At 36.9% G+C, this 14,903-nt stretch carries 6 protein-coding genes; 4 read left to right on the top strand and 2 right to left on the bottom strand.

Annotated elements, in window-relative coordinates; translation table 11 throughout:
* Entirely contained in the window at positions 1-1,344 is a 1,344-nt protein-coding gene (gene tilS, locus BM141_RS02750; protein WP_091539620.1) for a tRNA lysidine(34) synthetase TilS, read from the bottom strand.
* A gap of 12 nt (positions 1,345-1,356) precedes the next feature.
* Positions 1,357-3,987: a leucine-rich repeat domain-containing protein gene (locus BM141_RS02755; protein ID WP_143090773.1), complete on the bottom strand. Its 2,631-nt coding sequence runs from the start codon at positions 3,985-3,987 to the stop codon at positions 1,357-1,359.
* A gap of 273 nt (positions 3,988-4,260) precedes the next feature.
* Between BM141_RS02755 and BM141_RS02760 the strand changes: the two genes are divergently transcribed.
* The 4 genes from BM141_RS02760 (at position 4,261) to BM141_RS02775 (ending at position 14,898) form a co-directional block, all read left to right on the top strand.
* Positions 4,261-9,018 (top strand): translocation/assembly module TamB domain-containing protein, encoded by a 4,758-nt coding sequence (locus tag BM141_RS02760; RefSeq protein ID WP_091539628.1) that lies wholly within the window; start codon positions 4,261-4,263, stop codon positions 9,016-9,018.
* Positions 9,019-9,032: 14 nt separating this feature from the next.
* A complete protein-coding gene (locus BM141_RS02765; protein ID WP_091539631.1) occupies positions 9,033-10,367 on the top strand; it encodes a sensor histidine kinase in 1,335 nt (444 codons plus the stop codon).
* 78 nt (positions 10,368-10,445) lie between these two features.
* Complete coding sequence (locus tag BM141_RS02770; RefSeq protein ID WP_177217243.1) at positions 10,446-13,598, top strand: PAS domain S-box protein; 3,153 nt, start codon at positions 10,446-10,448, stop codon at positions 13,596-13,598.
* A gap of 49 nt (positions 13,599-13,647) precedes the next feature.
* On the top strand, positions 13,648-14,898 hold the full coding sequence (locus tag BM141_RS02775; protein ID WP_143090774.1) for an MATE family efflux transporter: 1,251 nt from the start codon (positions 13,648-13,650) through the stop codon (positions 14,896-14,898).
* Positions 14,899-14,903: the final 5 nt, after the last annotated feature.

Raw genomic sequence — 14,903 nt, forward strand, 5'->3', positions numbered from 1 at the left:
TTAGCTTTGTTGCTTTATCATGTATCTGACTTCTAAAACTGTTTGAGTTTTTTCTGTAATCTTGAACCTATCGTCTATTCTATGCCCAATTACCCATGCTATCTGTTTATCTGAAAGCAGCAGAAGCACTTGATTTTTAAGATTCAAGGGGATTTTTAGGTCGTTCAAAAAATCAGTGAGTTTCTTCTTTTTACCTTTCATGCCCAAAGGACAAAACTCATCGCCGTGCTCAAAATTTCTCACAGTTAAGTTTTCGCTTAATTTGTCAAAATCCAAGTAAGCGATATTAGCATCAGTAGAAAATTGGAAATCAGGACTTTTGGAGAAAATGTAAAGTTCCAAAGTGAAATTGTGATGGGTAACGATTGGGCTTTTTTTCTCGAATTTTATAGCCTCATTTTTTGCTTGTATAGGAGCAAGGACTAAGTGCTTTCTATCTTTTACTAAGGTGTGCGTATGAGAGGTAAATAACTTGCCTGCTTCACTATCTAAAGTATTGATAATCTGTTTTATTTGACTGTAATTGAATCCAAAATCTTTGAGAATCTCATACAGCTTTATCTGATTTTCACTTTCTTTTCTAATAACTTCGATATCAAGATAGCAGATAGCATTTATCTCGTTCAAAACCCTGTTTTTGAACTCATTAACCACATTTTTGAAAATATTTTCTACTGCATGGATTTTTTCTGTATTTTCTTGGAAAGTATTTTCCAACTTAGGATTGAGTTGCTTTAAAATAGGAATGATATGATGTCGAATCAGATTTCTGCTGTATTTATCGCTTTCATTGGAACTATCCTCTCGCCAAACAAGCTGATTTGCACTTGCATATTGCAATATTTCTTCCTTGCTCACGCACAAGAGCGGTCTGACAATATTGCCATTCTTAGGCAGAATCCCATGCAAACCCGCAATGCCTGTGCCTTTGGCAAGATTGTAAATGACCGTTTCAATGTTGTCGTTTTGGTGATGAGCAGTAACAAGTAGGGGAATTTGCTGAGAAAGCAATATTTCATCAAACCAAGCATAGCGTAACTGCCTTGCCGCAACTTGGATAGAAAGTTTATTTTTGCTTGCAAACTCTTGTGTATCAAACTTTTTTACAAAAAGAGGAAGTTGGTACTCACGGGCTAAATTGGCTACAAAGGTTTCGTCTTCGTCAGATTCCTTACCACGGAGTTGAAAGTTGCAGTGGGCTATGGAAAGAGAATAAGATTGAAAACGATGTAAAATATCTACCAAAACTACAGAATCTACTCCTCCACTTACGGCAAGGAGTAGATTCTGTAGTTCCTCAAATAATTGATTTTGAGCAATATATTTTCTTACTGTATCAAGCAAAGGCTCAAATTTTTAATAAAAAATTAGTTCTACCTCTGGTCTTTTTTCTTGGAAAGATTTTGCTCTACTTTTCCAAACTTTGGTGTTATAGCATTTTACTACTTTTAGGTTAGGTAAACCTTCCAAGTGTTTCAAATTACTTACCCTTGTGCTAAAAAACTCCACTATTTTAAGATTTGTCAAGCCTTTTAGTGATTCTAAATCATCTACTTGTGTTCCAGAAAATCTCAATTCCTCTAAATTTACTAACTTTTGGAGAGAAGTAAGTTGCTTGACAGGTGTATTTTCCATGTTGATATATTTGAGTGAAATCATATCAGTCAAAGGAGCAATATCGCTAATTGGATTCTTGGAAAAATCTAATCTTTCTAATTTTTTCAAAGACATCAAAGGATAGATATTAGAAACAAGCGTATTATTAAAATACAATTCTTTTAGCCTTCGCAACTGCCTAATAGGCTCTAAATCTCTGATGCTGGTGTTGTTGTCCATTTTCAAAACCTCCAAAGTTGCTATTTGGTGCGTCTGTTCGCGGGTAGGTGGATTATCTACTTTTACGTGTTGCCCAAAAACAGTTTTCCAAGTATCTGGAAGATTTTGCCACCACAATCGCAAAGTTTCTGTCTGATGAATCACTAAGCATGAAGGTACTTGCTGGTTAAAAGCATCTACCTGGTCGTAGCTAAGCGTATTTTTATCAGCATATAATAGCTTCAAAGAATGTAATTTACCTAAACCTTCTAAACTTGTTACGGCGGCACTTTCTACATTTAATCTTTCTAAGTTAGTTAAGTTTTCTAAGGCTCGCAAGTTACTTACTTTGGTATTGTTGCACTCCAATACTTGTAAATCAATCAAATCTTTTAGCGGACTCAAATCGCTAACATTGGTATTCCCACAATACAACTTTTTCAAGTTGGTCAGCTCTTTTAAAGGTTCTAAGGTGTTGATTAATTGATTATTAGCTATATTTATTTCTGTTAGATTGGCTATTTGTTGGAGTTGGTCTTTGGTAGGTTGTCCTGAGAATTTGACATATTTATTAAAAATGAGTTTCCATTCACCGTTCATGCTATTCCACCAATTACTGAGCATTTCGGAGTCGTAGATAACTAAAACTTTAGCATTGCTTGTGTTGAATTTGCGTGCAATTTCTTTGGTAATCCCTGTTTTGTCGCAATAGATTTTTTCCAAAGAAGTCAAGCTACTCAAAGGAGATAAATCATTGATTCTACTATTGTTATTAAAAGTAATGAATTTTAACTTCTTTAAGCTTTGCAGCCCATTAAGCCTACTTACTTGTGTATTGGAAAAATCTAAACGCTCTAATTGGCTAAGGGTAGCCAAAGCACTTAAATCAGCGACGGGCGTATTAGAAATGTCTAAAAATACTAAGTTTTGAAGGTTAGCCAAAGGAGATAAGTCTTTGATTCTTGTATTTTCACAGCGTAGTTCCCTCAAAGAAGCAATGCCCGAGATAGGCGAAAGGTCACTGACGGGCGTATTGGAAATATACAACTTTTCTATTTTTTGCAAACTTCTAAGTGGCTCTAAATCTGAAATTTGTGAGTTATTACAATATATTTCTCTTACATTCAGAGAATACTTAAGTGCTTCTAAGCTATTGGCTTGGGTATTGCTACAATTTAAAATTTCCAAGTTTGACAAATTGCGCAAAGGCAATAAGTTACTTACAGAAGTATTGGAAAGATTGACCTCTTTGAGGTTAGTTAGGCGATTAAGCGGTTCTATATCATTGATTTGCTTATTAGTACTTAAATCAATTCTTTCCAAAGCAGTAATATTTTTGATATGAGCCAAAGATACCGTATCGGGCAGGTTTACATAACTTCCAAAAATGCCCTTCCAATCAGGAGAAAGGTTTGTCCACCATGCTTTTAGTTCCTCTGTTTCATCGACTTTGTTAGTATAAATACTTGCGATTTTGAGTTCTCTTTGTGCTTGGTTGAGGTTTATTTCTACATAACGTACCTGATTGTTCACCAAAGAGTCCCCATCTACGGTTTTTCCTCTAAGGTTTCTGTTCATAGTAACTTTAAAAATTACTTGATTTTCAGGAGTTAAAAAATAACTTACATCTTGTACATCAAACTTGAACACTACACCATCGAAAAAGAAATCAATGTCTTTTAAGTAAGCCTGTACCTCTTTGAAAATGATAGCATCACGCTTTTTGTCTAAGTCATCTTCTATACTTACTTGGCTGTCTTTGAATACTTTAGCATAACTTTGGGTAATGACTGTTTCCTTTTCTTCTGCCTCGCTGTCCGAAGCACCTACTAAATTGAAGGAATACTCTAAAAAAGACATCATTTCTTTGGCTTCCTTCTTGAACTGCTCTATGTCTGCTGCGGAAATAGGAGAATCAGGAGGTGTGGTAGTAGTTGTATTGGTTTGATTAGCAGGCTTATTGGTAGTATTGGTAGCAGGTTTAGTTTGGCTTGTATTGGTTTTAGCAGGCGTAGTATTCGTCTTGGCAGGGGTAGTCGTTTTAGCAGGCGTTTTTGTTTGGGTAGTTGTTTTCTTTTGCTGGGCAAGTAAATTTCCCATAAAAAAGAAAAATAATAAGGTAAAAATAGTACTTATTTGCAAGATTTTAAAATTCAAGAATTTGATTTTCATGGCTTTATCTATTTTGTGGAACGAATTATTCTCCAATGTTGATGTCAAAATTAGCAAAAAGTAAATCAAAATTGTTGGAACAGGGTCTGATTCAGTAAAAAATAAAAACTCTGCCAAATTGTTTAAGAGGGTACATTCTTTCCAAAAATAATCGTTAATTTACCCTAAAAGACATATATTTACTTGTTTTTTAGTCTTATTTTTGTACTTTGAAAAACCTAATAGCCCCTAACTAAAAACTCTAAACCAGGACAACAAACGACTTAAAGTTTAGTGAAGCCAGAAGAAGAAATAAAAAAAATAGTTCACCAAGTAGAAGAAACGGCAGAAAAAGCCATAGAAACTACCATAGAAACAGTAAAGAAAGTAGAAAGTTCTTTTGTTAAGTGGCTTAAACGACTTGGCAAAATCAAGGCTACTATCTTGTTATTATTTCTTTCTATTTTGGGCTTACTCCAACTTTCGGTCGTACAGACATATTTAGCAAGCAAAGCCACTAACTACCTCTCCGAACTAACAGGTTTTGAAACCTCTATCCAAAAAGTGTCTATTCAGTGGCTTGACAAGGCAGTACTGAAGAATGTCCTCATCAAAGACCGCTTGCAAAATATCATGATTGAGGTTGATGCCTTAGAAGTGAACTATAGCCTGCTTGGACTGTTCCAACGCAAAGACATCATCTTAGACCAAGTGGGTTTAGTAGGAGCGAAGGTCAATCTCATCAATAATGCCCAAGATTCTTCGCTCAATATTCAAGAGTGGATAGACACTGCTTTTGGCAAGGGCGACCCCAATGACACTACTATTAGCGATGCAAAGTTCATTATTAGGGAGGCTTACCTTCAGAATACACATTTTAGCTATCAAGACATTCGCAATGATTCTTTGGGTAAAACAGAGTTTGACTACTTTCATTTTCAATTAGATAGCATAGATGCAGAAATAGAAAACTTAGTAGCAAAAAATGACACTATCGAACTTCAAATCAATACGCTTTCTGCCATTAACCCAGTCATAGATTTTCCGATTAAGGAATTAAGAACTTTTTTTAGGTTTTGCCACAAAAGCATGAGTTTCAAGAAACTATACGCTCACTTAGGCAATAGCATTTTGAGAGATTCTTTAGTTTTCCGATACCAAGACCCTGCTGATTTTGCAGATTTTAATAATAAGATTTTCATTCACGCCAAACTCAAAGAAAGCCGCCTTACCTTCGAAGACCTTGCTTACTTTGCCCCAGACCTACGGCAATGGAAAGAAAAACTAATCCTGAGCGGAAACCTGAATGGGACTGTAAGTAAACTGAAAATCAAAAATTTAGACCTGAAATTTGGACAAAATAGTCGTTTGCAAGGCGATATAGCTATGAGTGGTCTGCCCAACATAGAGGAAACTTTTATTGACTACGATTTTGATAATTCCCAAATCAATCTCCCTGATTTACAGCAGTACCTCAATCCAGACCAATACAGCCGAGTGTCAAAGTTTGGCTTAGTGAAGTTCAGTAGCGAGTTGCAAGGCTTTTACTACGATTTTGTAACGCATGGAGATTTCAATACCAACTTGGGCAGGCTCGAGGCAGACAATATTCATTTGAGTCTTGGAGAAAATACGAATACTTACGAAGGCGATTTAGTTACTCAAGACTTCAATTTGGGAGAGCTACTCCTTATTCCTGACATTATCCAAAAAATAGATTTGAAAGGAAAAATCAAAGGAAAAGGATTTACACCTTCTACCGCAGAGGTAGATTTAGATGCACATATTAAAAAATTTGGAATTTACGGCTACACCTATCAACATATAGACATAGATGCCAAGTTGAGCAAAAGCCTTTTTGAAGGAAAATTAGCGGTCAATGATTCCAATTTCATCTTTAATGCTGATGCAGATATAGACCTGAAAGACAGTACGATACAGCTACAAGGAAGGATAGAAAAAGCCCTGCTCGACCAAATAGGGCTTGCCACCCAACCTACTTCGCTCAAAACCAACATCGTAATTAACGTGAAAGGCTTAGACCTCGATAACTTAGACGGCACCGCTAACGTCAATCACTTGGATTTGGTGCTAAATGGAAAAAGACTCGACTTGGATTATTTTCTCTTGGTCGACAAACTGATTAGCAAAAATAGGCGAAGAATTACTTTAGCCTCGACCATCATGAATTTTGCTGCAGATGGGGATTTCAATTTAGGTACAAGTATAGGGCATCTAACTTCTTTGATAGAAGAATATTTACTTCATTTTGAAAGAAATAGCGATAAAACACTTCAATACTATGCTAAAAAATACGGTGTAGATTTAACCCCTCCAAAGAAAAAAAATGGAGCGAATGGCAAGAATGGCAATGGAACTTATGCCATTCCTCCTTTCCCTAATTTGCAAGTTAGCCCTTATCAGATTGATTATGAACTTAGTCTGAAAAATCTTGCGCCTGTGTTTGACTTTTTGCAAATAGATGCCAAAGTTGCCCAAAATACCAAACTTAGTGGTGTATTTAAGTACGGCAATGAAAGCCAAATCACACTCAAAGGCAATATAGATACGCTTTTTTACGGCAATTTTGAAACTTACTTCAATCGGTTAAACTTTAATTTGTCTAAAAATCAAGACAGTACAGGAGTAAAAGGTGAACTAAACTTATTCTCTCGCAAGGAGTTTATTTTAAACGAAAAAAATGAGGTAGTTTTAGACATAGATAGTCTGAAAGTTAATGCTCAACTTGCTGATTTTCAGCTTAAATACAATGCCTATGCTAAGCAGTCTGAAACTACCAACTCGGTAGATGTAAAAGGGAGTGTATATTTTTTACAAAATCAAGCCTACTTGATTGATATAGAACCTTCTCAGTTTAACTTGGTCAAGGAACTTTGGCAGAATCCTGAGGACAGCGAAATCCTGATTCAAGGTAGGGAAATCAATTTTAAAAATATTATTCTAAGCAATGGACAAGATTATGTTTCCATTAACGGAGATATTTCCGAAGATGCCAACAAGAAACTTTCAGTAGATATAAAAAACTTAGATTTGAACCTGTTTAATGAAATAGTTGGATTTAAGTTAGGTGGAGAACTGAGCGGTTTTGTGCGTATGCAAGGACTGTACGATACTGAAAAATTAAAAATAGAGAATGAACTCAAAATCAAAGATATAAGCATAGATAACTTTTTAATAGGGGACATCATCAATACAGGGGTTTGGGACAATTCAAAAAAATCCATGCTCATCAATGCCAGCATAGAAAGGGAGCAAAGAAAAACGCTCATTTGCAACGGAACTTATACGCCAGAAAACAAAGAAAACCCCTTAGATTTGAAGGCAGAATTAGCAGAAATAGAGTTCCGCATCTTAGAGCCTTTCCTTGCCGATATTGCCTCTGGCTTTGAGGGAACGGCAAGTGGCGAACTGCACATTACAGGCTCGCCTGCCACCCCAATCGTAGAGGGAAGTGCTTTTATCCGCAGAGGTAAGTTCAAAATCAATTACTTAGGAGCAACTTATACTTTTAGCGACAGGGTATATTTGGAAAAAGATAGAATTGCTTTCAAAAGATTTAGGATTAGGGACGACCAAAGAAATTTAGGCTTGTTAGAAGGAAGTATTTTTCATAAAGGTTTCCAAGATTTTTCCTTAGACTTAAAAGGCAGTTTCAAGAATTTTAAACTTTTAGATACCAAGCCGACCGACGAGTCGCTTTACTACGGCACAGCCATAGGTTCAGGTAAGCTAAGCATTTGGGGCGTAGGCTCGAGTCTGAATATTGGTGTAGATGTAAAAAGCGAAAAAGGAACGAAAATGTACTTGGCATTTGACGGCTACTCTACCGTAGAGCAAAAAGACTTCATCAACTATGTGGAGTTTAGCCCGAAGCGCATCAAAGATACAACCTTACAGTTTATCAAGCCCTCGCACCCCAAAATTAATCTTTCTCATTTATTGATTGACTTGGCGGTAGAAATTACTCCAGAGGCTTATGTAGAGATTATCTTAGACAGGAAAACAGGGGACATCATCAGAGGAAATGCACGCGGAAAGGTAAGCATGGAATACGACTCCAAAGCTGATTTTCAGATGTTTGGCAATGTAGAAATTGTACAAGGGGCTTACAACTTTACCTTCCAAAACTTATTCAATAAGGAATTTGGTATTGCGGCTGGGAGTGTCATCAATTGGAACGGCGACCCGCTCAAAGGCACTATGAACATCAAGGCAACTTACTTGCAAAGAGCCTCACTTGCGCCTATTCTCCCGCTTGACAACAATAGCAACGAAAGCCCCGAAGTAAAACGCCGTTACCCTGTGCAAGTAGATTTGATACTCAAAGGAGAACTTTTTAGCCCTGAAATCAAGTTTGACATCAACTTTTTTGACTACCCCAATACCATAGTAGCAGGCGGGCAGTCTATTTCTTTGGCAAACAATATTGCTGCATTTAAAACACGCATCGCCAACGACGAGGCAGAACTCAACCGCCAAGTGTTTAGCCTCATTTTGCTAAAAAGGCTTTCTGCTCCCAATGCTTTCGAGGGGCTTGGACAGTCAGCCGCAGGAAGCGTCAGCGAGCTTCTGACCAATCAGCTCAGCTATTGGATGTCCCAAGTAGATGAGAACTTAGAAGTCGACATAGACCTCAACGGCTTAGATGCCAATGCGTTAAATACTTTCCAACTCAGACTTTCTTATAGTTTCCTCAACGGCAGGGTGCGAGTTACCAGAGATGGGAGCTTTACCAATATGCAAAATCAAGCTAATGCAAGTAGTGTGATAGGTGATTGGACGATAGAATACTTGGTTACAAGGGACGGAAAACTGCGAGCAAAAATGTACCGCCGTAACTTCTCCAATGTTTTTGATGCTACCTTAGGGACAACTTCCGCTACTACGGGGGCAAGTATTGTGTATGTCAAATCCTTTAATAAGTTTTGGGATTTCTTTGGCAATATTTTTAGTAAAAGGAAAAATAAAAAGCCAAGAGGTAATAAAAAGAATCCTACAGAAGAAAATAAAATTTCCGAAAAAAACGATTAACAAAAAAATAGTAGATGCTAAAAAGTTTATTGAGTCTTGGAATCAGCCCCTTAATTCCCGTTACAGAACAGCGGAAGATAAGACTGTTAAATTTTCTGTGCATTTTACTTGTCTTAGTGCAGCCATTTGCTATTCTTTCCTATGCAGTTCAAGGAAATATCATAGGAGAAACTACCTCTATCATAGATATTTTTGGAGGCATGATTACCTTGTATATGCAAAGCAAGCAAAGGTTTCGTGCTGCACGCTTATTGATTTTTACCTATTATCCTCTTTCCTTATTTTTTCAGATTACCATACTTCAAGCCCCTGAAATACAGCTATTTTGGAGTACAGCCTTAATAGGAATTTTTTTGCTTTTTGATGAGGTCTTTCTGCGAAAATTATTTTTTATCTACATAGGCTTATTAGCCATGATGTCGTATTACTACCTCAACTATGACTTTCAATCTCCCTTTACTTGGGAAAAATTTGCCTCGAGTACCGTTAATATCTTTGTTGTTTTAGTTGCCCTTTTAATGGCAACTTATCAGATGTTAAGTTTTTTTGAGAAAAATACTATGTATTTCCAAAGACTTATAGAGGAAAAAAACCAAGAAATACTCCAACAAAATGAGGAAATACTCCAACAGTCAGAATATCTGAACGAAATGAATCGTTTGAAAGACAGACTTTTTTCTATCATTGCCCATGACCTTCGCAATCCCGTTGCCGCACTGCGAAATACCATAGATATTTTAGACCCGCAAATTCTTAGTTCTGAGGAATTAGAATTTGTCAAAGCAGAACTAAGTCAGCAATTTAATAGTATGGATTTTACACTCAATAATCTATTGGCTTGGGCAAGAGGGCAAATAAGAGGGGAAACTATCCACCCAGAGGCGATAGATATACGAGCAATAGTAGAGAGCAGTGTCAAACATTCTCTTTCTGCCTCTGGAGCAAAAAATATTGTCATTATCAATGAAATACAAGAGCATGTACAAATTTATGCAGACCTCAATCACTTTCGTTTTATACTAAGAAATTTGCTAAATAATGCCATCAAGTTTTCTGAAAAGGAAGGTCTTATTACCATTTTTGCTATTGAAAATGAGCATTTCATCACTATTGCTGTCAAAGATAAAGGTATAGGCATTAGCCCAGAGAAGCAAAAACAATTATTTAGTATTCATTCCAACTTTAGTACAGAAGGCACGCAAGGCGAAAAAGGAACAGGCTTAGGACTAATTCTTTGCAAAGAGTTTGTAGAAAAGAATGGAGGGAAAATTTGGGTAGAAAGCGAGGTAGGCAAAGGGAGTACGTTTTATTTTACCTTGCCCACGGTTAGTAAAGAGAAAAATACATAGTTCAAATAATTGAGTACTCAAAAATTTCACAATCTAACAAATCCTTGCTAAATTGAGTTTTGGAAAATGAAATGTACTATGGAAGAGGCTAATAGCAAGGAACTTACTGCACTTAAGCAGCAGTTAGACGAAGAGAGAAGCAGAAGACTTAGGGCAGAGCAAAATTTGTATTATACCAATCTCATGCTCAATCTGTCTTGTTGTCCTATGATGACAATAGACCGCAATCAACGCATTACTTACACCAACAATGCTTTCCTTAAACTCTTTGGAGGTAATCGCACTCACTATGTAGGCAAGACTTTTAAGGAGGCTATCCGATGGGAAAGTGCAGAGGACATAGATACCATTATAGAAAGCATCTATGCGGAAAACGGTCGTAAAGTGCATCTCAAATGCTTGAACGCAGAGCAAGAAAGGCTATTAGTACAGTTAGATGCTCAGGTATTGCTTTCGCCCAAAGGCACACCTTTCCAATTAGTTATCAATTTTATAGACAAAAGTAAAGACCTCCAACCCTCTGATAGTCAATGGTTAGAGCTTATCCTCAAAGAGAGTGAAGCGCGCTTTGAGAAGGTTTTTTACCAAAGTCCTATGGGCATAGTCATCGTAGAGCAAGCCAATCCTTCCAAAGTTCGCTATGTCAATCAAACTTTTTGCAATTGGACAGGCTATACCCAAGAAGATTTTTTGGGAGAAAAACAAGTGATGCGTTATGTGAAGTTGAGTAAGGAATTAGAAAAGATAAGCGAAGCAGACTTCCCTTTGAAAAAGCAAGTCAGCAGATACAAGCATTTGTTTGATGCTTTTTTTATTCGCAAAAATGGAAGTTTACTTTACACAGACCTTAAAATCAATGAGCTGGAATACGATGGGACTGCATACCAAGTACAGTATTTTCTCAATGTAAACGAAAGAATCAAAGCGGCAGATATCATTACGCAATGCCAGAACTTGTTGAAAACTACCCAAGAAGATGCAAAAATAGGTAGCATAGATGTTGATTTTTCCAATAATCAAATGTCTTGGTCTGAGCAGACTTTTTATATTTTTGAAATTCCCTTGCACAATAAAATCACTCATTCTAAAATTTTCTTTGAACGCATTTACTCAGAAGATGTAGAGAGAGTACGAAGCGAAATAGACAAGGCAATAGCCCAAAAAACAGATTTGGATTTGACTTATCGCATTCTGACCCCTGAGCAGGAAATCAAATATATAAGATTCAATGCTAAACTTGTGCATAATATCGAAAATCAATCACTTAGATTTGAAGGTACGGTTCAGGATTTGACAGAAAAAATCAAATTAGAGCATGAGATTAAATTATTAAAGGAAAGTGTACTCATCACTAAGCAAAGTGAAAATATTAACAAAGAGTTAGAAAATAAGGCAGAATACCAGCAAATATTATTGCAGAATATTTCTGATGCCATTATTTACTTGGACAAGAATTGGGAAGTGCAGGATTGGAACGAGGGAGCAACGGATATTTATGGATGGGAGAAAAGTGAAGTGCTTGGGAAGCAAGTTGATAAACTATTCGCTACTAATTACTTAGGGAATTATACCCCCGAGATAGTTGTAAGAGACTTGCTCAGAAATGGGAAGTGGAAAGGGCAAGTCAAGCAAAAGACACGCTTTGGCAAAGAAATTACCGTTCAGGCATTTTATAGGGTAATTTTGAATGCTGAAAATGAAATTATTGGTTTTGTGCTTTGCAATAAGAATATGACAGAGTTTCTGCAAGTCCAAGAGCAAGCTCACAAGTGGGAACTGACTTTACAACTCATTTTTGACAATATACCCGGTTGGATTATCTTACAAGATAAAAACCTGAATATCATGGGTTGTAATAAAAATTTTGTCAATGCTATGGGCGAGCAGAATCAGTCTGAATTGATTGGGAAAGGATATAACGACCTGCCTGTTTCCGCAGAATTTGCCCAGCAGTCTTACCAAAGTTCTTTGACGGTATTAAAAGAAAATAAGCCGCTTTATCACATTACAGAACCACTAATCAGTAAAAATGGGAAAACTTATTGGTTAGACACCACCAAAGTTCCGCTTAGAGATACTAATGGCGAGCTGATGGGCGTATTGGTTACTGCCGAAGATGTTACAAGCAAGCGCGCTATAGAAGAGCAACTCAAAGAAAAACAAGCAAACCTCACTTCTATCATTGAGAATACTGATGATTTGATTTGGTATGTGGACAAAGACCACATTTTTAAGGCATTCAATACGGTAATGTACGAAAAAATTAAAGGAGCTTTTGGTATTAAAATTCAGTACGGAAAAAATGCAATGGAGATTTTGCCCGAGGAGTACAAGGTGCAATGGAGGCAGATTCACGAATATGTGATGAAGGGAAAAAAATTGGTCATAGAGAGGAAAATAGACTTGCCTCAAAACAAAGAAATGTGGATAGAATTTTCCTGTAATCCTGTAATCAATGACAATGAAGTTACAGGGGCTTGCTACATAGCTCGCGATATTACAGAAAGAAAAGAAAATGAAAAACTCTTGATGGAGAATCAGTTACAACAAGAAAAAATACGCTCTTTGGCGATTATTCAAGGACAAGAGGACGAAAGACGCAGGGTTGCTATGGAACTGCACGATGGCGTAGGGCAAATCCTTACCGCTTTGCAAATGCAAGTAAATTATTTGAAAATGCAAGAACACTTGCCATCTCCTGAAATCGAACTCAAGCAAACTGCCCAATTGGTCGACAGTGCCAAACAAGAGGTACGCCGTATTTCTTACAATTTGATGCCAAGTGTACTCAATGATTTTGGACTGGCTGATGCAGTGCAAAACCTATGCTCAGTGATGTCGCAAAATACACACATAGAGATAGATACAGACATAGACCTCAGTAGCAAACGATTTGCTCCACAAGTGGAAATAGGTGTATTTCGTATAGCCCAAGAGGTAATCAATAATGCCCTCAAATACAGCGAGGCTGATACCATCAAAGTCCAACTCTACGAAGAGGATAACCAAATTCACTTAGAAATCGCTGATAATGGCAAGGGCTTTGATGCCAATGAAATCACACGTGGCAACGGCTTGGCAAACCTCAGCCAGCGAGCCAACTTGCTTAACGGTACGCTTACCATAGATGCCAACGTAGGATTAGGCTGCAAAGTAACGGCAGTAATACCGTATGAGTTAGCAGAAGTAGAGATAATGGACGAGGTGGCTGATGTATCAGAGCAGTATTAAAAAGTAATTTAGCAATAGTGTTTCAAAGTCAAATCTTAAATTAGTTATATTGAAATCCTCAATTTGGACATTCCTTTCAGTTTGCGTAAGAATTTCTTTTAACTTCATTATCAATAAGTTATTTGCTGTTCATTTTGGACTCTCTGGGCTTACTCTGCTTGCTCACTTCCAAAATTTATTAGGTATGGTTACAGCTTTGGCGGGAGAAGGCTTAAATAAAGGGGTAGTAAAATTCCTTTCAGATAAAGAGATAAATACGACTGATAAGCAATGTTTTTTCTCGGCGGGAATACTCTTGCATTTGATTATTTTTTTAGTGGCTTGTTTATTAGTTGTGGTGAACTATGAAAACTTAAGACGTTTCACAGGTAATTTCTTTTTTATTTCTTGGCTGACTTGGGTGATGATTCCCTTGCTTGCCAATTTGTTAAACCTGTTTTGTATTGCCATCGTCCAATCCCAGCACCGCTTTAAGCTGTTTTCTTTTCTTAATACTCTCAATATTGTGCTAAGTGCTTTTTTTATTTACTTAGTGGCTCATAAACAGGATATTACCCTTGCTTTACTTGCCTATAATTTGGGACAGGGAATTTCTTTATTCATTACTTTACCCTTAGCATGGAACACATTGAGCGTTTTTTTACCTGAATTAAGGAAACTATCCATTCAAATATTAGAAAATAAAATCAAAAAACTCAGTGATTTTCTTGCTATAGGCTTGAGCATTGTCGTATTTAGTCGCTTTGGCTTTTATCTGATGCGAGAGTACAATATGGCAACTTTTGGCTTGGCTCAGACAGGACTTTGGGAGGCAGCAATGCGGATTTCAGAAGGTTATACTTTCACTTTTAATACTACTTTTTTAGTCATTTTTTATCCTAAAGTAGCAAGTTTGATACCTCAGCCTAAGCGATTGCAAAGGTATTGTTGGCAAACCCTCCAACTCTTGATTCCACTAATAATTGTAGGTCTATCACTTGCCTTTTTATTAAGAGAACAACTCCTGATTTTGCTTTTTGATACCTCTTTTCTTCCTGCCTCCACTTTGTTGGCTTGGGTGATAGTAGGTGATTTTTTCAAGTTTATTAACTACCTTCTTTCCAACATTTTGATTGCTAAGGGAAAGACACGCCTTTTTATTTTTTTACAAGGTGTATTTATAGGCTTGTCTTTTCTTATGGTTTATATGTTATCAGATAGATTTGGCTTGCAAGCCCTTCCCATGACTTGGGTAAGCACCTATATCCTCTCGGTGGTAGTATTAGGAGTAATTTTGAGGAAAGACTTGCTCAGCTCGTAAAGACG

Source organism: Thermoflexibacter ruber (assembly GCF_900113045.1).
GTDB lineage: Bacteria > Bacteroidota > Bacteroidia > Cytophagales > Thermoflexibacteraceae > Thermoflexibacter > Thermoflexibacter ruber.

Bases quoted from the DNA above. Each gene is read 5' to 3' on its own strand.
- BM141_RS02755 (WP_143090773.1), bottom strand. From the start codon at position 3,987: ATGAAAATCAAATTCTTGAATTTTAAAATCTTGCAAATAAGTACTATT.
- BM141_RS02765 (WP_091539631.1), top strand. From the start codon at position 9,033: ATGCTAAAAAGTTTATTGAGTCTTGGAATCAGCCCCTTAATTCCCGTT.
- BM141_RS02770 (WP_177217243.1), top strand. From the start codon at position 10,446: ATGGAAGAGGCTAATAGCAAGGAACTTACTGCACTTAAGCAGCAGTTA.